Annotated in this window: 18 protein-coding genes; 6 read left to right on the forward strand and 12 right to left on the reverse strand. The window is 43.9% G+C overall.

The features are described from left to right. Nucleotides 1–31: 31 nt before the first annotated feature. A complete protein-coding gene (locus AB4375_RS05070) occupies nucleotides 32–352 on the forward strand; it encodes a heavy metal-binding domain-containing protein (RefSeq protein WP_004730185.1) in 321 nt (106 codons plus the stop codon). A gap of 148 nt (nucleotides 353–500) precedes the next feature. Here the strand turns inward: AB4375_RS05070 and AB4375_RS05075 are convergent, their stop codons facing one another. Together AB4375_RS05075 and AB4375_RS05080 are read right to left on the reverse strand one after the other, a co-directional pair. After that, a complete protein-coding gene (locus AB4375_RS05075; RefSeq protein ID WP_372051136.1) occupies nucleotides 501–1,757 on the reverse strand; it encodes a peptidoglycan DD-metalloendopeptidase family protein in 1,257 nt (418 codons plus the stop codon). Nucleotides 1,758–1,918: 161 nt separating this feature from the next. Beyond that, complete coding sequence (locus AB4375_RS05080; RefSeq protein ID WP_017069419.1) at nucleotides 1,919–2,758, reverse strand: tetratricopeptide repeat protein; 840 nt, start codon at nucleotides 2,756–2,758, stop codon at nucleotides 1,919–1,921. 276 nt (nucleotides 2,759–3,034) lie between these two features. Between AB4375_RS05080 and AB4375_RS05085 the strand changes: the two genes are divergently transcribed. Then, complete coding sequence (locus AB4375_RS05085) at nucleotides 3,035–3,550, forward strand: cytochrome b (protein ID WP_372051137.1); 516 nt, start codon at nucleotides 3,035–3,037, stop codon at nucleotides 3,548–3,550. An 80-nt stretch (nucleotides 3,551–3,630) separates the two neighbouring features. On the opposite strand, the gene AB4375_RS05090 is transcribed toward AB4375_RS05085, so the two are convergent. From AB4375_RS05090 to AB4375_RS05110, 5 genes are all read right to left on the reverse strand, one after another. Continuing rightward, a complete protein-coding gene (locus AB4375_RS05090; protein ID WP_017064806.1) occupies nucleotides 3,631–4,065 on the reverse strand; it encodes a hypothetical protein in 435 nt (144 codons plus the stop codon). 116 nt (nucleotides 4,066–4,181) lie between these two features. Then, complete coding sequence (locus tag AB4375_RS05095) at nucleotides 4,182–4,448, reverse strand: hypothetical protein (protein WP_017059525.1); 267 nt, start codon at nucleotides 4,446–4,448, stop codon at nucleotides 4,182–4,184. 235 nt (nucleotides 4,449–4,683) lie between these two features. Continuing rightward, on the reverse strand, nucleotides 4,684–6,468 hold the full coding sequence (locus AB4375_RS05100) for an ABC transporter ATP-binding protein (protein ID WP_017064807.1): 1,785 nt from the start codon (nucleotides 6,466–6,468) through the stop codon (nucleotides 4,684–4,686). Next, a complete protein-coding gene (locus tag AB4375_RS05105) occupies nucleotides 6,462–8,225 on the reverse strand; it encodes an ABC transporter ATP-binding protein (RefSeq protein ID WP_017068613.1) in 1,764 nt (587 codons plus the stop codon). The genes AB4375_RS05100 and AB4375_RS05105 overlap by 7 nt, the downstream gene beginning before the upstream one ends. Nucleotides 8,226–8,453: 228 nt before the next feature. Beyond that, nucleotides 8,454–8,972, reverse strand: a complete 519-nt coding sequence (locus AB4375_RS05110) for an NUDIX hydrolase (RefSeq protein ID WP_017068614.1) — start codon at nucleotides 8,970–8,972, stop codon at nucleotides 8,454–8,456. A gap of 302 nt (nucleotides 8,973–9,274) precedes the next feature. Between AB4375_RS05110 and AB4375_RS05115 the strand changes: the two genes are divergently transcribed. Beyond that, nucleotides 9,275–9,535 carry a DUF333 domain-containing protein gene (locus AB4375_RS05115; protein ID WP_017059521.1) on the forward strand — a complete coding sequence of 87 codons (261 nt, stop codon included), beginning with the start codon at nucleotides 9,275–9,277 and terminating at the stop codon, nucleotides 9,533–9,535. 166 nt (nucleotides 9,536–9,701) lie between these two features. Here the strand turns inward: AB4375_RS05115 and AB4375_RS05120 are convergent, their stop codons facing one another. Then, nucleotides 9,702–10,580 carry a YdcF family protein gene (locus AB4375_RS05120; RefSeq protein WP_372051138.1) on the reverse strand — a complete coding sequence of 293 codons (879 nt, stop codon included), beginning with the start codon at nucleotides 10,578–10,580 and terminating at the stop codon, nucleotides 9,702–9,704. Nucleotides 10,581–10,936: 356 nt separating this feature from the next. Between AB4375_RS05120 and AB4375_RS05125 the strand changes: the two genes are divergently transcribed. The 3 genes from AB4375_RS05125 to AB4375_RS05135 all read left to right on the forward strand — a co-directional run bounded on the left by AB4375_RS05125 (nucleotide 10,937) and on the right by AB4375_RS05135 (nucleotide 15,184). Beyond that, nucleotides 10,937–12,307: an L-serine ammonia-lyase gene (locus AB4375_RS05125; RefSeq protein WP_017068616.1), complete on the forward strand. Its 1,371-nt coding sequence runs from the start codon at nucleotides 10,937–10,939 to the stop codon at nucleotides 12,305–12,307. 415 nt (nucleotides 12,308–12,722) lie between these two features. Continuing rightward, nucleotides 12,723–14,201 (forward strand): peptide MFS transporter, encoded by a 1,479-nt coding sequence (locus AB4375_RS05130; RefSeq protein WP_080582209.1) that lies wholly within the window; start codon nucleotides 12,723–12,725, stop codon nucleotides 14,199–14,201. A 200-nt stretch (nucleotides 14,202–14,401) separates the two neighbouring features. Next, nucleotides 14,402–15,184: a siderophore-interacting protein gene (locus AB4375_RS05135; protein WP_017068618.1), complete on the forward strand. Its 783-nt coding sequence runs from the start codon at nucleotides 14,402–14,404 to the stop codon at nucleotides 15,182–15,184. A gap of 133 nt (nucleotides 15,185–15,317) precedes the next feature. Here the strand turns inward: AB4375_RS05135 and AB4375_RS05140 are convergent, their stop codons facing one another. The 4 genes from AB4375_RS05140 to AB4375_RS05155 form a co-directional block, all read right to left on the reverse strand. Further along, a complete protein-coding gene (locus tag AB4375_RS05140; RefSeq protein ID WP_372051139.1) occupies nucleotides 15,318–16,220 on the reverse strand; it encodes a multidrug transporter in 903 nt (300 codons plus the stop codon). Between the two features lie 137 nt (nucleotides 16,221–16,357). After that, nucleotides 16,358–17,062, reverse strand: a complete 705-nt coding sequence (gene phnR, locus AB4375_RS05145) for a phosphonate utilization transcriptional regulator PhnR (RefSeq protein WP_372051166.1) — start codon at nucleotides 17,060–17,062, stop codon at nucleotides 16,358–16,360. 67 nt (nucleotides 17,063–17,129) lie between these two features. Continuing rightward, nucleotides 17,130–18,839, reverse strand: a complete 1,710-nt coding sequence (locus tag AB4375_RS05150) for a putative 2-aminoethylphosphonate ABC transporter permease subunit (protein WP_372051167.1) — start codon at nucleotides 18,837–18,839, stop codon at nucleotides 17,130–17,132. 21 nt (nucleotides 18,840–18,860) lie between these two features. Continuing rightward, nucleotides 18,861–19,970 carry a putative 2-aminoethylphosphonate ABC transporter ATP-binding protein gene (locus AB4375_RS05155; RefSeq protein ID WP_017067332.1) on the reverse strand — a complete coding sequence of 370 codons (1,110 nt, stop codon included), beginning with the start codon at nucleotides 19,968–19,970 and terminating at the stop codon, nucleotides 18,861–18,863. Nucleotides 19,971–20,196 lie beyond the last annotated feature (226 nt).

Below are 20,196 nucleotides of genomic sequence, written 5' to 3' on the forward strand. Positions count from 1 at the left end.
TAACAACTCAGCAAGCTTACAAGAGGCCATTATGATTATTACCACCACTCAATCTGTTGAAGGCAAACGCATTGTCGATTACAAAGGGGTTATCGCCGGAGAAGCCATTCTAGGGGTGAATGTTTTCAAAGATATGTTTTCAGGAATTCGTGATTTTGTGGGTGGACGTTCTGGCACCTACGAAAAGGAACTGGAGAAAGCACGCAACTACGCATTCAAAGAGTTGGAGCAAAAAGCGATTGAAGCGGGTGCCAACGCAGTGGTTGGAGTCGATATTGATTACGAAGTCTTGGGAACAGGTAATGGCATGCTGATGGTCTCTGCTAGCGGCACGGCAGTGGTGGTTGCTTAATCAGTGGCAAACCCATCGCTCAATAGCTCTATCCATCGAATAACGGATTCATTCGCTTAATCGTGTGATTCTCTAAAAATGCCCCTTAGCTAAATCGCTAACTAAGGGGGCGTTATTGTATTCGCTGCCAAACTAGGCTTGAATATCTCTAACTCGCACGATCTTCTGGCTCAGAAATCATGGCATCAAAAGAGGCAATTCGAGCCAAAAACTCTTTTCTATCTTTAGGCATAATTGAGCTTGCCATTGGTAAGTTCGCCTTCATTGCATCGACGGCGCGACCACGAACCAATACCTCAAAGTGCAAGTGCGGGCCAGTAATACGGCCAGTAGCACCCGATAGCGCAATTTTCTGACCTCGTTTAATTTGCTGACCTTTCTTAACTAAGAAGCGGCTCAAGTGAAGATAACGCGTCGTATATACGCTGTTGTGTTCAATCACCAAATATTTACCAGCATACGGGTGGTCACGAAGTGCCACCACACGACCATCACCAGTTGAGTAGATAGGTGAACCAACAGGTGTCGCAAAGTCGGTACCATTGTGCGGTGAGATTCGCCCAGTTACTGGGTGTCTTCGTGTCGGATTAAACGAAGAAGTGATTCTTCGGAATTTTCTGTCGACTGGGTATCTATCAAAGGCTTGCTCTAGACTATTTCCCTCTCTGTCATAAAAAAGACCATCTGGTGCTAGAAAAGCTGAGACTTCTCGGTTTCTTAATTGAATTGAGATACCTTGAATTTCTGTTTTGCCCGTTAAGTGATCATCCGTGTACTGCTCTTTGACCAATACATTGAAGCTGTCCCCTGCTCTCAGCTCACGAGCGAAGTTAACTTTGTCTTTTAGTGTGCGGGTGATATTGGCTATCTGGTTAGTAGTTAACCCCGCTTTGTAGGCTGACGTTGAAAAGCTACCGTGAACACTACCCGCATAGAGTTTTTCTTTCCATTCGCCTGGGATCTCGTGGAATTTATAGGTGAAGCTACCATCATCGTTTCGAGTAAAGGCTGCTTGCTCAACCAAACTCTCGTGATAAATCAGCTCCACAAGCTGTTTTGAGTCACTATCCAAAAGCAACTCTAGATGGTCACCAGGTTTTATTGTGTCGAGTTTCAAAGACTCCAGATCCGCTTCCATCACCTTTTGAACGGTTCCATATGGCAGTTGCCATGACGAAAAGATGTTGCTTAGCGTATCGCCAACTTTCACAAAATAATGGACCTTAACCAAAGAGTTGGGAGTCGCTTGCGAGTCGATGACTTCCTTATCATTAGGTTGAGAACCTTGGTAAGGTGTTATTTTGATAGAGATTTCTGGTGCTGGTTTGGAGTGAAAAGAGAGCAAAGCAGCAAGGGAAAATGCGCTGATCGCAGTAACGATCAGACCAATACGGAGGAACTTCATAAAATACTTAGCGGTTATAACGAGGAACTTAGAAAGTGTTATAACATAACAATTAAATCAAAAAAATAAATGAAATGTAAGAAACCATAGCGCGATAGGTGTGAAAGTATGGTGAGCATGCAAAGCCCACCACCTTAGTTAACACGGATCTTTACCTCATATTACTCTTCACGAAGTACTTCGAAGCGTTCTAAGCCTCGCAGCATCTCAAAGTCCGGCTCTTCAGTTAGCAGCTCTCTCATGGACCCACTGGCTTCAATAGCGCGCTCTAAGTCATCGATAGCTTGACCTTCTGCCCCTAATCGAGCATAGGCGCAAGCACGTTGATACAAGGCATGAGCATTTTGGTCATCGACTTCTAATACACGGTTACAAAGACTCATTGCCCAGTGGTATTCCTGTATATCCATAGCAGCGTCAGCTTTGGCAGTAAGTGCTTCTAAATCTCCAGGACGAACCTTCAGTATTTCATCGTAGATTTCAATTTTTTGCTCTGCCGTTTGTGCGTTCTGTGCTCTCAACCATAGGTTATGAATCTCATTGATAATTTCAATTTCGCGGTTGTTGTCGGAAATGATTCTGGTCTTGCGCTTAAGATCCCGTTCAAGAACATTAAACTTCTTCTCATAGTCTTGAGCGATAGAATTAAGTCGCTTATCAGCCATGTCTTGAGTTGTGTGTTTAAGCTCTTTGATGGATTGCCAACCCACCAGCGCGATAAGAGAGGCCACACCAGCAATAATGTAGAAGAAGTAGGTTACGGTTACATTGGCGTAATTCAGAGACTTGTCTGCCACAGTCAGTTCCCGGTCAGTCATCTGAATGGTCAAGCGTCTTTCAAGATCCTGCTGTTCCATTCGAAGCTGCTTCAACTCATCCAAGATATAGCGTTCCATCAGCGGTCTATCCAAATACTCTTGTTCCGAGTACTTAACCTCTTCGCTTGCAAAACTCATCGTGCTGAACACCGAGATAACTGCAATCAATAAGATTCGAAGCATTATACATTCCTTATATGTTTATCTTTAGACTAACTGTATCTCGTAATAGGCATACAAGCTAGGAAGTCGACAAGTTTGCTATGTCCATATTGGAATTAACACTCTAAAACATCATTGATAATTATAAAACACCTGAAGCAACATCATTAATTTCTAAATTATAAAAATACCGCGTAATACTGTTCTATATAATTAATTCGCGATGCGAATATACCGAGAATTGATTTATTGCATCGAGATGAATCTTATATTAATAACGATCAGAACGAGGTTAATTTGAATAATCCACGATACGATTTAGTAAGCCGTGTACTGCACTGGGTAATGGCTTCTGTAATCATCTATGCAACAATCGCAGGGTATGTGATGCACTATGTCACCAATCATCCAGAGCTGTTTTCTTTTCTGTCAGTGCTCAACATGTCATTGGCGACCGTTGCGACACCATTGCTTGTGGTTCGTTATATCTGGAGCCACTTTCGCTCGTCGCCAAGCATGCCAACCTCTGTGCCTGAAGGGCAAAAATGCGTTGCCAAGCTTGCACACTCTTTGATGTATCTTGTGATGTTTATGGTTTTCAGCACCGGCTACTTAATGCTAAAAGAACCGTACTCTTTATTTTGGTTAGTGAGCGTAAATAATCTAATTACCGACTATGCAATCAACGGCTTCTTTTTCTATTTCCATCGTGCCAGTTGTATTGCCCTAGCCTGTTTAATTGTGCTGCATATCAGTGCCGCACTTAAACATCACTTTGTCTCTAGGAACTATGTATTGAAGATGATGCTCTAGATTCAAAGAATTCAAGACAATTTGCACAAACAACAAAAAAGCCATAGCATGTTCGCTATGGCTTTCTTATTTCAATTTGATTACTTGGTTTGAGTATCAATCATCACTTGCCAGTATTCACATTTAGCCAAGAACTCTTTTAAATAAAGCTCTGGGTTAGCAAGTTTCTCACCGCCTTTAACATCAGCACCAGTCACACGCCAAAAGCCACGAGTGACCAAGTTTCGATGATAAATAAAATCGTTGAGTTCATTAGCCTTCAAAGGAAGTTGTTCACCAAACGTATTTTCGTAGCGGCTCAGAGTCGAGGCTTGTTCACTTGGCTTCTCCCTTAAAAAGGTATCCAAATCCAGACCTAATGACTGTTGCTGCTCTTTTGATAGGGCTTTAGCTAATTTAGAGATCACACTGAACAGAGCCAACTCAACTTTTTGAGACGCTAATAACGATGCACCTAAAAGCGCATGTTCGTTGGAAATATGTTGTTCTGTTGATGAAACGGTTGCTGTTGTCACTGTGTTAACCTCAAATAATCATAACGGGTGTTACTGAACTGGATAGAGTCTTTTCACTAAGCTGAATCTTATTCTTGTTATTAAGAAGAATCTTGCAGCTAAGCAGAGCCTTTCGACTAAGCAGAATCTTTTAGCAGAACACGGTCAGCATCAATAATGGTGAAGCCTGATGCATCTTCGTTCTTTTCGACTTGCACTAAACCTTTAAAACCAATCTGCGACAGCTTCTTCGCAAGTTGATCTGGTGCTGTTTCAAAAACAACATTCATAAAAGGTAAAGACTCAGCATCAACAAAACCATGCTCGTTAAACAGTTCCATTGCTTGAGATAAATGGTCTGAGTCGGTTAATTCGATAATTTCTACAACTTCTTCCAACAACATTTTCGATTCCATATTCGCCAGAAAGTGACTGACACAAGCCGGTTCTTTTTGCTTGCATACATCCCGATGCCCTAAGACACCCCTTTAGTAGTAGGGGTATCATAACATATTAATAATCGTAAAATATGTTTTATTTTCCCTAAGCTACTGGGAATACTAGAAAAGAATAGAAATTGGTGAAACATAAGCAACACCAATTCATAGTATCGATAACGGTAAACCTGATTTGAGGTGATCAGGCAACCGTTACTTGAGAATCGCCCGTTTCTACAATCGATTCTTGTAACAAGCCAGCATAAATACCATTGTGTGCCACCAGCTGTTGATGATTACCTTGCTCAACAATTTCACCCTTTTCCAACACCAAAATCGTATCTGAGTGACGAACGGTACTCAAACGGTGTGCAATCGCAATCACAGTTTTTTCCTTGAAAAGGCGCTGCATTGCTTTTTGAATCAGGTCTTCGGTGATTGAATCTACCGAACTGGTCGCCTCGTCAAGCATCATCAATTGACCACCCTGTGCAACCGCTCTAGCGAACGAGATAAGCTGCGTTTGCCCTACAGACAAGTTGGAGCCGTTCTTTTCCAAGTGGAAGTCATAACCTTGTGGCAATTGTTCAATAAACTTATCGGCATAAACATAGCGCGCCGCCTGTTCAACCTCAGTTCTAGATAGATGCGTTTTGCCCAGCGCGATATTGAATTGAATGGTCTCTTCAAATAAGTGCACGTCTTGCATCATCATTGAGAACAAATGAGCAGAGTCTTCACTTGAGATCTGTGACAGCTCTATTCCATTCAACAAAATGCTGCCTTCATAATCTTGGTAGGTTTTAGAGATCAGACGCAGAATCGTCGACTTGCCCGAACCCGTCGAACCCACAAGGGCAATTTGATGCCCTTTCTCCAATACAAACGAGACATTCTTTAGAACGTAGGGAGAGTCGTCTTTGTAACGGAAGCTCACGTTCTTAAACTCTAGGCTCACAAACTGTTCGAGCTGTTTTTCAACCTTGTTAGATGGCAGCAGGTTGCGCCCTTCCTCTTCAGTCGGCTCAACAAACAGTTCTTCTATATGGTCAAACGCTGCAAATGAACTCTGAATAGAAGCGATCTGCGAAGTAAAGTCACGGATCGGCACAAACACTTTCTCTAAAGTATTGATGAACGCAATCAGCACACCCAAGGTGAGCGCTCCTTCTATCACTTGCTCAGAGCCATACCAGATCATAATCGCGATGGTGATTGAAGTGATGCCGGAGATAAACGAGAACAAAATCGCATCGTATTTATTGATCTTCTTCTGCGCTCTTAAAAACTCATCGGTATAGCCTTGGTAGCGTTGCTCGACTTGCTCTTCCGCTCGGTACATCTGAACGGTTTTCATGCCAAATAAGACTTCTTGTAAAAAGCCAATACCGCGAGCCAACGAAGAACGAGTCACCTTATAGAGTGCACGAAGTCGGTTTCGTACATACACCGTCAAATACATCACTGGTGGCATAATGATCAATACAATCATCGTTAACTGCCAATCAATAAAGAACATCATCACTAACAGAGCAATGGTATTGATGCTGTCTTTAACTAGCCCGACAACCGACTGAACAAACGTCTCGCCGATGGTTTCCAAATCACTGGTTAATCGTGAAAGCGTTACGCCAATCGGTGTGTTATCAAAATAGCTGCGTGGCAGTTTGAGCACGCGAGCAAACAACACTGAGCGCATGTCAGTTATCGTGTATTGCCCGGTTTTACGTAGGTTGTACGAATAGGTGGTATCCACCACATAGCTCGCCACCAGCACGGCAACGAGATAGAAGACGTACTCGAGCAGTCCATCCATATCCCCGTGACTCAGGTGAACATCGATCACTTGAATGATCAGCCAAGGGAACAACAAGCTCGTGATGACAGAAAGAGGAAGCATAGCGATGCCCAGAATCGCAGAGCCTTTGTATTTCTTAGCAAACTTAAAAAAGTGCTTGAGGTACTTGAGATCAACACGTTTTAACATGCTGCTGCCTCCGTTTCATTCTGCTGTAGTTGCCATGTATCGTAATAGTAATCACAGGTTTTCAATAACGTGGCGTGGTCGCCCTTCGCGATCACTTTACCTTCGTTCAACACGATGACTTCATCCATATATTCAAGGGCATTAACGCGGTGTGAAACCACAAGAACCGATTGATTTTCCAAACGTTTAAACAAACCTTCCAAGATCTTACGTTCTGTTTCATAGTCGACAGCCGATAGAACGTTATCCATGATGATCAGGTCGGTGGGTTGCAATAAAGCACGCGCAATACTTAAGCGCTGCTTCTGACCACCTGACAACATGATCCCTTTCTCACCGACTAAGGTTTGATCGCCGTGTTCAAAACGTGTCACATCACTAGCCAACTGGCTGAGCTCTAGCACTTCATCAACCTGACTCTTTGCCAAATCGGTATCTAGGCTACCAAAGCGGATATTGTCTTCGACGGTTGCTGAAAACAGGTAAGGGTCTTGAGTCACGGTTTTCACGTAACGGCGTAAGTCACTGCGTGAGAAGCTAGTGACATCTCTTTCACCAAGGAAAACAGAACCTTGTGGTACATCCAAGTGGTGGTTTAAGCAGTTCACTAATGTCGTTTTACCCGCTCCGATCCCGCCTAACACACCCACTTTCTTACCTGCTGGAATATCAAAGCTGATGTCATCGAGAATCACGCGTTCTTCACCTGAATAGCTGAAGCTGAGGTTGCGAACAGAAAACGTTTTTCCCTTCAGTGATTCAACATCTAGTTCAGTCAGCTTATCTTCATCAAGCTCCGGGACTTTGGCATTAAGAATGGTTTGTGCACTTTGAATACCTACCATGCCACGCTGATAAATGGTCGCGATTCTGCCAAGTTGCATCAATGGCATAGCGAGCAAAACCGAGTAAGTCAGAAAGGCGGTAATCTCACCAAGTGTGAGTTCCTGTCTCATTAACATGTAGCCACCAAGCCCAAGAATGATGATTTTCATCAGGTCATTGGCGTAGTCGAGTACCGGCATAAAGAAGACTTGAATGCGTGTAATTTTAAGGCGGCATTCAAGCAATAGCTGGTTCAGTTTTTCAGTTTCAGCTTTCACCCAAGGTGACATCTGCTGGCTCTTAATGAGATCAATCCCAGACAGGTAACTCATTAGCTGAGCAGACAGATTTTGTAGGCGCTTCATGTGCTCTAAATGCAGTATTTTCATACGCTTGAAGCCCACACGGAAAATCACAAAAGCGATTGAGATAGGAATGATCGAATAAAGCGTTAATTCTGGTGAGATACGCCACATGTAAAGAGGCGTCAACGACAACGCAAGCAAGGCATTGAAGAACTGCAAGAAGCCGACACCAAACAGCAGTCGAATGCCACTAAGGTCATTGTTGATAATCGAGATCAGTCGACCCGAAGCAAAGCGTTCGTGAAAGCTGCTCGGTAAGCGATTCAACTTTTGTAGAAGTGTACTTTTAAGTGCGGCCTCTGTAATTCGCCCCGGATTTAGCGCATAGATACGAGACAGAATTCTCACCACCACCATGGCAACCGACATCCCGACCACAATCCAAACATAGGTTTGAAGCTGTTGGTGGCCAGTTGAAGAGGCATCATCAATCAAATCTATCGCCAATTGGATATAACGAGGGATCTCTACTTGTAACCAGTTGACGAGAAAGATGAACACAATCGCCAATAAGTACGAGGTGCGATTCATGCGTAGGTAATGGGCAATAAACTGTCTTTTATTCATAGTATTCTTTGTTTAGGGCAGGCTCACAGCGAGATTTAACGATATAACCGGGCAGTTAAGCTAGATAGGTTCATCGCTGAGGTAAAGATACATCAAAAACACTTAGTTGACAATATCAACCATATTCAATAATTAGTTTCGGGTATTAAGTTTTAGCATTGCTAGAAACAACTTTGCCGCCAAAAGTGGCGGCAAATAAATAGCTTAGCAGGCTAGTATTGATAACGGCTAAAGCATCTCTTTGGCAATCAAATGCAGCAAAAAGGTTTCACGTTCAATACTCATGCCCTTCTTAGGGCTCTCTGCCATGGTCTTTTCGTTATGAGCGATCGCTTCATGGATATTCATCCACACCGGTTTCATCCCGTTTTTCACTTCATAATCTTCGTAAGCCGTTTCACCAAGCTCACGATCGATCTTGCATAAGTAGCAGTAAGAAATCATGTGTATCATGTCTGCATCGTCTTTGTACCAAGGACGAAACTCTTCAAAAATGCCGAACGGCTTGATGCTATGGATATTCTTCGCGCCAGTCTCTTCTTCGAGTTCACGAACCATACCTGCGATCACATCTTCCCCTTCATCCAAACCACCACCAGGAATGGTGTAGTCGTGATAACGCTCTGTATACAGCATCAGAATGTCTTCACCATCTAACACAATGGCACGGGCAGCGTTGCGCTTATAGACCGTTTTATTGTCTAGATGGTCGATATCAGGATGGATGGTTGTTTTTAGGTGTCTCATGATTCTGACTGCTCTACTGAATTTGGCGGCATCATATCATAATCATCAATAGATTCGAGGTTCACAACCGCTAACCAGAACGGATCGGACGGGGATATTCCTACGGTAACTTGAATCCACTTAGCTTGATCTAACACTCAAAAAGTCGTTAAACATGAAGAAATATCAACCTATTTCAATATCTTGACCAAATTAGGACAACCTTTTCTGAAATCTAAAATATACTAATTTCATAGAGCTTCTCATTTGGTTCTGTAGAACTTAACGCATTCGATTATAGAGTTATCACGTAGGAGATAGACATGAAGAAAATTGGTTTGATGGCTGTATGTGCCGTTGTATTAGGCGGTTGTGCAAACGACTATGCAGAATATAGCGAGGGCCAACGTGTTTCAGTCGCTAACCCAGCAGCGGTTTATTGTGTTCAACAAGACGGTGAATTAGACACGGTTACTGAAAACAATCAGCGTACAACTTACTGTGTATTCGATGACGGCGAGCGCATTGAACAGTGGGAGTACTACCGCAATAACCATGAGCAAGATTCAGAAAACCAAAGTTAATCACTGTAAAAAAACACATGAGCCTTCTGGCACAATGTTATGGGCGATGATTACGTTCGAGCGGTTAAAAATATCGCTGAAGAAGGCACTGAGCTTCTAGCTTACTGTCTGATTGCCTTTGCTAGTTTAAAGACCGTTATTGGCATCACGAGAAAGAAATGATCACCTATCGCCACCAGCGATGTGTGTGATCGGATTCTGGATCTAAATAACGATTCAATAAAGTCAGGTTAGTATCTAGTAGAGCTAGGTATTCCCTGACTTTTTTTATGTCGGCATCCACTGAAGTCTGCTGGATACAGCGGCCCAATACGGGGAGTAAACCGGCCACAATGTCAAAGTGAGATGAACACCCAACGAGTTCCTTTACGGCTATCAGTGCTTCCAAAGACAGTCTTTCTGGCTCCCGCCTCACCAACTCCAAATCTCGCTTAAATACGCCCGCACAAACACCTTCAAGATAAACTCGATAGGTCGTCAGTACATCCATTAACAGAAACAATTGCCCTTGAGCACTTTGATGTGGGTATGGCACCGCAACATGAGCCTCCAACCGGCGATCTATTTGCAGCTCTACTCCAAGTGCGGAACACTTCTCGACGAGAACTTTAAGCAAACCTTGCTCGTCCATGAGCGATTGAATCTCGAATATACGTTGTAAGTGGTAGTCATTAGAAGCGAATGTCACCTGCACACTCTGCCCGCGAGTAAACAGCCCGCTTTTAATCATCTCTGAGGCCAAATTCTGTATGTTCTCGACAGTATTGGTCGAATGCTGCTCGAGTAAAATCGCCCCTAAAGAAAACGGATGTTCTCGCTGATTTTCAAGCTTTCTAAAATATTGGTGCATCGCATCGGCTTCAGACAAGGTCTGCCCTTTTGTTATCCCACCACAAAATGCTACCGCTGTTTGCTGATTCGACTCTTCGACCAAAGGCTCCGCCAGATACTCAACCAAAGCATCAACTCGACTGATTCCTTCATCAGTCAATTTATTCTCATTAAGTCGCTTACCCAGCACAATAAGGAGGTGATTAATGCTCATTTTATGTTCAAGTCTCGTTTTGGGGATTAGATGGAGTGAATTATGTATACAATACTTGTTAACAAAAGTATTTTGAAATTCTTATATGTTGCTCGCAATAATGCTCACTATTGATAGCGACATCTTAGGTAATACAAGAATAAACGTGTCGCTTTACAGCAAACATAGCACGCTCTTGTATTTCATCGCTCTATGCTTGTTAGCACTAGTCGATAAAAGAGCCCTTTCAATCAATGAATACGCTCTATCGCATAACTGTTTCACCCACAGAACAGGTTCACTCAAAGAAGTGCAACTAACCAAATACAAATTTTACACAGAGTTCGTCCATCGAACCGTCTTCACAGGAAGTTACTATGCTGTCTATTTTTGATATCTACAAAATTGGGGTTGGACCATCCAGCTCCCACACAAATGGACCAATGATCGCTGGGTTTAACTTTACCCAAAAAATTGATGCTCAGCTTAAGCAAGTGAAGCGTATTCAAATCGACTTATACGGCTCGTTATCATTGACGGGTATTGGTCACCACACAGACAGAGCGACCTTGTTAGGTTTGCTAGGTAACCGCCCCGACACCATTAAAATCACCAGTGCTAACCAAGCAATGCGTAAGGCGATTGAAGATAAATCTCTATTGGTTAGCGGTAACCATGAAATTTATTTCGATGTAGAAAGCGATCTGCTCTTCCACAAAACTAACCTTCCGTTGCATGAAAATGGCATGACTATCTCTGCCTTTGACGAAAGCGGCAGCCTTCTGGATATGGAAACCTACTACTCGATTGGTGGTGGCTTTATCGCAACCGCTGATGAGCTACAAAACGGCAAACAGGAAGCAGAAACACAAGTTGAGTTCCCTTTCTCTTCCGCTGATCAGTTACTTGAACTATCCGAACAACAAGGACTGAGCCTTGGTGGCTTAATTCTGCGTAACGAAGTGTCTTTCCAAGGTATGGATGTGATTGACCAGAAAGCCGACCAAATTTGGAAGGTGATGTCTCTGTGTATGCAGCGTGGCTTTGACACGGAAGGCATCCTTGATGGCGGCCTAGAAGTCACTCGTCGAGCACCTGCTCTGCTTAAAAAGCTTGAAGCGAATGCCTCGATTGAAAACGATCCAATGGAGATCATGGATTGGATTAACCTATTTGCCTTTGCCGTGAGTGAAGAGAATGCAGCGGGCGGTCAGGTCGTGACATCACCTACCAACGGTGCAGCTGGGGTTATTCCTGCGGTATTGATGTACTACCATCGTTTCATCAAGGAGCTAGACACCAAGCAGCTTAAAGACTTCTTGGCAGTCTCTGGCGCAATCGGCATCTTATACAAAACCAACGCTTCGATTTCTGGCGCAGAGGTAGGTTGTCAGGGTGAAGTCGGCGTTTCTTCATCAATGGCCGCAGCAGGCCTAACTGCCCTACGTGGTGGTAGCAACGAACAGATTTGTATTGCAGCTGAGATCGCGATGGAACACTCACTGGGCATGACATGCGATCCGATCGGTGGCCTTGTTCAGGTGCCATGTATCGAACGTAACGCAATGGGTGCAATGAAAGCCATCAATGCATCGCGCATGGCGTTGAAACGTACCAGCAAGTGTCTTATCTCGTTAGACAAGGTTATCGAGACCATGTATCAAACAGGTAAAGACATGAACAAGAAGTACCGTGAAACTTCTCTAGGCGGCCTAGCCGTGATCCACATGGCACCACCTTGTGAATAAAAGACAGGAACACGAGTGGAGAAAGCCTCTATAGAGACAGCATTCTTGTAAACTTAGTTTTCAATATCTCAACAAAGCCAGCCACCAAGCTGGCTTTTTTATTGGCTAAAGCCCAACAGCTAATTGAATGTGATACTCACTCAAAATAACTTACAGAATGACTACCTCTAACTTTCCCTTTATTAGTTCATTACTTAGCCACAAATGATGATGGCTAAATTTCATACCGCCATGCATCCACTTGCAAAATCTAACGTTGCAAATCTCATTCATGAGAAATATGAATGCACTCATAAGAAAAGATATATCGAGTATAGTTCTGTTTGGGACAGATGTTTCAGTTTATGTATTACTACTAATGATAGTATAATCGGGTAATTACACTACATATTAATACAAACGTGAGAATAAAATAATGTGGAATAGATTAAACAAATCAATGATGTTCTGCCAAATGATGTTCGGACTTTCGTTCTATGGCGTCATGGTGATCTTGACTCGTTTCTTCCTTGAAGATCTGAACTACAATGAAGCCGACACCATGATGGTTGTTGGTGCTTTCTCTGCAATCGGACCGCTATTTGCTATTGCAGGTGGCTTTATCGCCGACAAGTTTTTAGGCGCTTACCGATCTTTAACCATTGCCTTCCTAGGGTTCGCAAGTGGTTACGTTCTACTGGTACTTGGTGCAGCAGCAACCAATGTTCCGATGGCATTATGTGGTATTGCGTTAGCAAGTTATGCACGTGGTTTGATGTCCCCTTCTTACCCAAGTCTTTACAAACGCACGTTCAAAACTCAAGAAGATTTTGAGAACTGCTACCCAATCAACTACTCAGTAAACAATATTGGTGCTCTGTTAGGCCAATACCTGTTCCCAATGCTAGTACTTGTTGTTGGTTTCCACGGTGGTTTCCTTCTTTCAGCGGTGCTAGCCGGTGCTGCGCTTCTGATGATGATCTTTGTTCGTAAAGGCCTTGTTGAAGCAAGTGCTGAAATCGACCAAAAACCAGTAAGCACTAAAAACTGGGCAGCGTTCCTTGGTCTTTCTGCAGCAATGATCGGCTTGGTATTCTTCATGTTCTCTAACATGGATATTGGCCAAAACATCGTGTACGCAATCGGTGGTGCAGCGATCATCTACTTTGTCTCTTTGATGATGAAATCGAAGAAATCAGACATGCTAAAAATGGGGACTATCTTAATCATCACATTCCTGACGACATGTTTCTTCGTGTACTACGGTCAGATGATGACTTCGATGACAATGGTAGCGATCAATACAATGCGTGGCGATCTATTTGGTTTCATCCCTGTCGCACCTGAAGCTTCAATGGCAATGAACCCACTATGGTGTATGGTTGCTGGCCCTATCATCGCGGGTATCTTCTCTAACCTAGAAAAGAAAAACATTAACTTCTCAACTGCAACCAAAGTCGGTTTCTCTTTCATCCTTACGGCTATCGCTTTCGGTATCCTTACGATGGCAGTAACGACAGTTGGTGACGATATTCTGATCCGCCCAGAAGTCTTCCTAGCGATTCACTTCTTCCTAGCATTCGGTGAAGTGATTGTAGGTTCAATGGTTGTAGCCTTCATCCTGTCTGTTGCACCTAAGCACATTGAAAACTTCTCAGTAAGCTTGTTCTCTGTTGCTATCGCACTATCAGGCATTGTTGGCGCGGTATTCTCAACGTCTATTGCACTAGAGAAAGGTCAAGAGATCACACAAGAGATCGTGCAAACGGTTTACGGTGATTACTTCCAAATGCTGACTGTTCTTGCCGTCGTGATGGTAGGTATCGCAATGGCAGCATCGTTCATTATTCGTAAGATGCTAGAAGCTGCGAAAGCCGCTGAAGAAACGATTGAACTAGAGCAAGCAAACAGCTAATTCTGTTCGCTGAGTCAAACCAATCCTAAGAGCCCTTTAGTTTTCTAAAGGGCTCTTTTTTGTAGGATCCGTTTCTCAATAGGATCTGTCGTATAAGTTAGGTAGTACATGTGTAAATAAAAGTAAATGATAACTATTAGTATTGAGTGTTTTTTAGTTCAGGATTATGATGTGGAAATCCAAATCTAAGAGAGCCTTATATGAGCAAGCCTAGCCCTATCACATTAACCGTTACTCAAACCTCAACAATTACTCCAAACATGCAGCGCATAACGCTTAGCGGTGAGGGATTAAGTAAATACCCAACAGAATGTGCCGGCGGCTACATCAAGCTTTTATTCTCGCCACTTGGCACGACTGATTTAAGCCAGCTAAACGAAGGTGAGCGCCCAACCATGCGTACCTACACCATTCGTCAGTACAATCCTGTAGAGCAATGGATTGAAGTCGATTTCGTTCGTCACATCACTAAAGATTTGCGGTGTGGCTTTGCTGCAAGGTGGGCAATGAACGCGAAAGTGGGTGACACTATTTCAGTGGCTGGTCCTGGTTTAATTCAGGGGCTTAACCTAGAGTCAGACTGGTTCTTCTTAGTTGCAGACATGACGTCCCTACCTGCGCTTTCTGCAAAAGTAAAAACGCTCCCAGAAACAGCAACTGGTCACGCTATCATTCAGATCAACTCAGCAGCAGATAAGCAGGTACTTGAGACTCCTCAAGGTATCAAAGTAACCTGGTTGATTGAAGATGAAACCTCAGAGTCACTTTCACAAACCGTGCGCAACACAGAATGGTTAGAAGGTCAGGTTTCAATATGGACAGCGTGTGAATTTGAAAGCATGCGTGAGCTAAGACAATACTTCCGCAACGAAAAAGAAGTCGCGAAAGAGAACATCTACATCAGCAGCTACTGGAAACGTGGTGTCACTGAAGATGGCCACAAAGTGTTGAAACAGCAAGATGCTCAAGATTTAGCGGGGTAAGTCTTTTACTACCTACAGCTTCTTACTAGATAAAGAGAAAACGCCCTTAACGAAGTTTGTATCGCTAAGGGCGTTTTTGATTTAGCTTAATATAGATGCCTCTGCACAAATATCCAATCGTTCCGGCGAGCTTTTAAGTCAGTGAGATAACTAAACCAGCAATAATAAAAACGACGCCTACACCGCGAGTGGCGTACCACTTTTCCTTTAAAAAGTAGATCCCCATCACTACGCCGAAGATGATGCTTACTTGCCTAAGAGCGACAACCAAGCTGACGTTCTCAGTCATGGTCATCGCAAACAGCACCAAGCCATAAGTCGAAGCCATCATGATACCGGCCACTGTGGCTTTCTTACGTAGTATCCACGCATTAGTAAACTCGATTCTTTGGTTGGTTACGAATAACCAAACACTCAGCGGAATCACAATCGCCCAAAACTGAATGCCTAGGTAGAAAATCGCGGTGTGCTTGTTAGTTATAACTGGTGTGCTCAAAGGATCGAGTAACAGGAGCGCTTCTTTATCTATAATGGAGTAGCCCGTGGTACCAATGGCGGCGATTAATGCCCACAGCACACCGAGGTTCAGGTAGGCCTTGAACCTCAGCTCAGAGAATTGTTTCAGTGGAACGAACAAACAGCCTAATGTGATCAGTGCAAAACCCATCCACTGATTCGCCGACAATTCATAGCCGATCAACACCGTGCCTAACCCCACCATCAACACCGGAAGTGCTCGTGCCATCGGATAGATCACACCAATATCAGCTTGTTTATAGGCAGCGCCTAACCCAATCAAATAGACGATTTGACAGATCCCACTCAAGAAAACCAACTGCCAGAATGGAAGTGATATATTTGACAGGCCAACACTGTAGGCATACCAAACCAGATAGGGAGTCAATATCGCTGCGGCGGCAAAGCCAGAGGCTAGGAAGAAAGACGAACCCGATCCTTGATTAGATTTACCTAGAACGTTCCAACCCGCGTGAAGCAAAGCCGAAATGATCACGATTACAATCGCAGAGAATTCCATTTCATTCCTAAATTATTGATGAATTAGCACAACGGCTGACAACAGGTGATAAAAAAGGCCTCCGAATAAGAGACCTTTGAGCGTTTCAATTGGGCAATCCTGCATAATTGCAGATATGCCAACGTTATAACGTATGACTAGCGCTCTAGCTGTGCGATCGACTCGATGCTGATCGCGTCATGACGCCAATATTCAATATCGCAATCAATCAAATCACCGTCTTGATTGTAATTAACACGCTCGACAACCATAGCCGGAGAACCAGAAGTCGCACGCAGAGCTTGCGCGGTTTCGCCAAGCAAAGACGTTGTGCTCACTCGGTAGCGAATCTTCTGATACACCACACCAAAGTGTTCTCGGTAGATGTCCGTCAACGACTTAGACAAGTCGTAGTCAAGCAAGTTAGGGAACAACTCTGGTCGAATGTAGTTGGTCACATACACAACGGGCCTGTCTTCAAGATAACGAACTCTGTCTACTCGATAAACGTCCGAAAAAGGTTGCAGATCAAGAAGCCTAGTTGCTTCCTTGGTCGCTAAAATACCTTTCGCCGCCACCAACTCTGTTTTCGGCTGTCGATTCTGCGATAGAGCCATATTGGTGAAGTTCAGCGTTTGTGTTGGATCGTAACGAAGCGGCTCGGGAGAGATAAACCAACCACGTCGGTCTTCTCGATAAATGCGCCCTTCCGCTTCAAGTGAAGACAAGGCTTCGCGTAAGGTAACTCGAGTTGTATCAAACGATTCAGCCAGCTTACGTTCCGCAGGCAGCTTCTGTCGTGGTGTTAACATCCTCGACTCTATCTGCTCTACGATGACATCTTTGATTTTTACGTACTGCACTTCATTTCCTTTCATTCTTGTTCTTGTCGTCAGCCACTCCTTGGCCAACTGCAATATAAGTGGTTCGCTAGCGTTTACGCCAAGCTTGGGTGCGCTTATCGAATAACTTGTTGATTAGCATATGAATCAACTTCGCACTCGCTGCAGATATCATGATCATCACCGCCATCGCTGCTGCTGCACCGGTTTGACCTGCATCGTCCATATTCAGTACTGATACTGACGCTGGAATCGTATTGGTAGAATACAAGAATACTACCGCAGATGTCGTGGTAAGTGCATTAATAAACAGGTATGTCGCAATATCTAAAATCGCCGGCAGACAAACAGGTACCGTCACCTTAAAGAACAGCTTGTATTGCGGTAAGTTTACCGAAGCCGCTGTTGCTTCAATTTCGGAAGGCAGTTGTTTCAATGCCGTTAACGCCGTCATGTGCCCTACCGTGTAGTAGTGAACCACAGTATTAATCACCAAGAACGCCATCGTGCCATACAAGAAGTTAAGTGGGTTACTCAAATCATTGAAGTAGAAGATATAACCCAAACCCAGCACCATACCCGGAACGGCCATCGGAACAACGCTGAGCATTTGCATCGCTTGACGAACAGGATCGAAGGCGCGACCTTTCTCAATGCAGTATGCACCTAAGAAAATCAGAACAGTACCAATAACCGCAGTCCAAGCACCAAGCGTTAAGGAGTTGAAGAATGGCGCCCAACCATAAGTACTCATTTCTGCGAAGTTGTAGTTGTTTAGCGTCAGCGCTTTGTTCCAAGGCCAGAAGGTGACCATCGAACCGTATATCGCCATGCCCAACACAATAACCACAGCAGCAGAGATGATGGTGCAATAAAGGAAACATAAGCCATCACGTAGTGAACTAGGTTCAGGTTGGTACGCGACAGAACGAGTATCAAACAAGCTCTTTTGTTTCTTTTGAACCCAGCGGTCAACGGTAAACGCAAGCAACGCAGGTAATAGCAGCAAGATACTGGTTACTGCACCCATAGAGAAGTTCTGTTGACCAACCACCTGCTTAAAGATGTCAGTCGATAACACGTTGTAGCTACCACCTATCACCTTTGGCACACCAAAGTCACAAACCACCAGCGTAAACACAACGATCAGGGTACTGATCAAGCCGTATTTTGCCGCAGGTAACGTCACCATAAAGAAAGTTTTTAACGATGAAGTATTGAGTGCACGTGCTGCCTCATAAAGGCGAGCGTCAGAGGTTCTTAATGAGGTGGTCAGAATCATCAAGGCGTGTGGAAACGTCCAAAATATCAAGCCCAGTGAGATACCAATCAAACCATAAACCGAGTTGCCCCCCAAGACTTCTTTAGCGATACCTTGGTTACCAAATAAGAAGATAAGACTGATTGCAGGAAGCAGTGACGGAGCAAGAATAGGCGCAGAACCCAGTACTTGAAAAAGCCCCTTAAAAGGCATGCATGAACGAGTTAGCGCATAGGCATAACCAAACGCCAAGACACCCACGACTACGGTCACTAGCAATCCAAGCGTGAAGGTATTGCCTACCGACTGCCACAGGCTTTGAGACGCAAAATACGTAGCGAAATTCTGTAAACCTACAAATTCACCGTCTGCGTTCTGAACACTCTTTTTCAACATTGCCCACAGTGGCATCAGGATAAACAACGTCATGACCACAGACAAAAAGGCCAACAGCCCAAATAGAATTACGTTGTCTTTGCTTAACCGAGCCAGAAAAGGTTGTACTCGTCGTTGAATTAGCAGCTTAGATTGCATCATTTGAGTCGATTCCATGATTGATTACGCCGCCTCGTCTTTCATCACTTGCAGGCTTTTCGATGAGTAAGCTCTAAGGCCTTCTTGATCAAACGCCACGTAACGAATATCACTGCGACGCAGCTTCAATCGGTTGAACTCTTTGACGGGTACATCAACGATGATCTCTTTCGCCGTTGAGTCATGTTGCAATTGACACTCAACACGATAAAACGCCCCTAAGAATTCGCTTGATACGATTCTCACTGGCAAGGATTCACTAAAACGATCAACAAACTGGATTTGCTCTGGACGAACGGCAATATCAAAAACATCACCCAGATTTGGCGTGAGATTATCTAAGCCAGGTAACGGCAGCATTGACTCAGCAATACGCATCTTGCCTTGAGCCGCAACAGAAGCTTGAATAAAGTTCATGCTACCAACAAACTCAGCCACAAAACGACTGACAGGTTTTTGGTAGATCTCTTGAGGAGCACCGACCTGCTCGATAACACCATGATTCATCACGACAATACGGTCTGCCATCGTTAACGCTTCATCTTGGTCGTGCGTCACCATAATAGTGGTGATACCCAATTTGCGTTGCAGTTGGCAGATCTCATCACGTAGGTGTGTTCTTACCTTCGCATCCAACGCAGAAAGCGGTTCATCGAGTAGCAACAAGCCTGGAGACAAGGCTAATGCGCGAGCCAGAGCAACACGCTGCTGCTGTCCACCAGATAGCTGATTTGGAAATTTCTGACCAGACGTTGGTAAACCAATGGTCTCTAACCAAGACTCAACCGTCTCAAGGGCTTCTTTGGTCGACATGCCTTGGTTTTTCAGACCAATCGCAATGTTTTCTTCCACAGTGAGGTTTGGAAACAAAGCGTAAGATTGGAACACGATGCCAAAGTCGCGCTTTTCTGGTGGCAAGAAGGTCGTATCATTACCGTTCTGCTCAATAGAACCTGACGTTGGTAAGTCTAGGCCTGCAATCGCACGTAATAAGGTGGTTTTTCCACAGCCAGATGGGCCAAGGAAGCAGACGAACTCGCCTTTATCTATCGATAGGGAGATGTCTTTTAACGCTGTAAATTGGCCAAATTGCTTTACAACGTTTTCAATATTCAAATAAGTTTGGTTGCTCATACTACAGCACTCTCTATATGGTATATACCAAATTTAAACTGAGAATATTGCAGTTGAGTGACAAATTTATAGAAGCTAAATGACAGTTATATTGCAGATATAATAAGCATTAAAAATTGCTATTTGTTCAACATTGAAAGTTAGTTCAACGTTGAAAGCCCTCAGTGACTTGCCCATAAATCACTGAGAGCCTCAATGTAAACTTCTAATTTAAACGCTAGATTAA

This window comes from Vibrio sp. 10N.261.51.C6 (genome assembly GCF_041471785.1).
Lineage (GTDB): Bacteria > Pseudomonadota > Gammaproteobacteria > Enterobacterales > Vibrionaceae > Vibrio > Vibrio crassostreae_C.

Excerpts from the sequence above, each read along its gene's own strand:
- AB4375_RS05070 (WP_004730185.1), top strand. The coding sequence starts at position 32 with ATGATTATTACCACCACTCAATCTGTTGAAGGCAAACGCATTGTCGAT.
- AB4375_RS05075 (WP_372051136.1), bottom strand. The coding sequence starts at position 1,757 with ATGAAGTTCCTCCGTATTGGTCTGATCGTTACTGCGATCAGCGCATTT.
- AB4375_RS05080 (WP_017069419.1), bottom strand. The coding sequence starts at position 2,758 with ATGCTTCGAATCTTATTGATTGCAGTTATCTCGGTGTTCAGCACGATG.
- AB4375_RS05095 (WP_017059525.1), bottom strand. The coding sequence starts at position 4,448 with ATGTTGTTGGAAGAAGTTGTAGAAATTATCGAATTAACCGACTCAGAC.
- AB4375_RS05100 (WP_017064807.1), bottom strand. The coding sequence starts at position 6,468 with ATGTTAAAACGTGTTGATCTCAAGTACCTCAAGCACTTTTTTAAGTTT.
- AB4375_RS05105 (WP_017068613.1), bottom strand. The coding sequence starts at position 8,225 with ATGAATAAAAGACAGTTTATTGCCCATTACCTACGCATGAATCGCACC.
- AB4375_RS05110 (WP_017068614.1), bottom strand. The coding sequence starts at position 8,972 with ATGAGACACCTAAAAACAACCATCCATCCTGATATCGACCATCTAGAC.
- AB4375_RS05115 (WP_017059521.1), top strand. The coding sequence starts at position 9,275 with ATGAAGAAAATTGGTTTGATGGCTGTATGTGCCGTTGTATTAGGCGGT.
- AB4375_RS05120 (WP_372051138.1), bottom strand. The coding sequence starts at position 10,580 with ATGAGCATTAATCACCTCCTTATTGTGCTGGGTAAGCGACTTAATGAG.
- AB4375_RS05125 (WP_017068616.1), top strand. The coding sequence starts at position 10,937 with ATGCTGTCTATTTTTGATATCTACAAAATTGGGGTTGGACCATCCAGC.
- AB4375_RS05130 (WP_080582209.1), top strand. The coding sequence starts at position 12,723 with ATGTGGAATAGATTAAACAAATCAATGATGTTCTGCCAAATGATGTTC.
- AB4375_RS05135 (WP_017068618.1), top strand. The coding sequence starts at position 14,402 with ATGAGCAAGCCTAGCCCTATCACATTAACCGTTACTCAAACCTCAACA.
- AB4375_RS05140 (WP_372051139.1), bottom strand. The coding sequence starts at position 16,220 with ATGGAATTCTCTGCGATTGTAATCGTGATCATTTCGGCTTTGCTTCAC.
- AB4375_RS05150 (WP_372051167.1), bottom strand. The coding sequence starts at position 18,839 with ATGATGCAATCTAAGCTGCTAATTCAACGACGAGTACAACCTTTTCTG.
- AB4375_RS05155 (WP_017067332.1), bottom strand. The coding sequence starts at position 19,970 with ATGAGCAACCAAACTTATTTGAATATTGAAAACGTTGTAAAGCAATTT.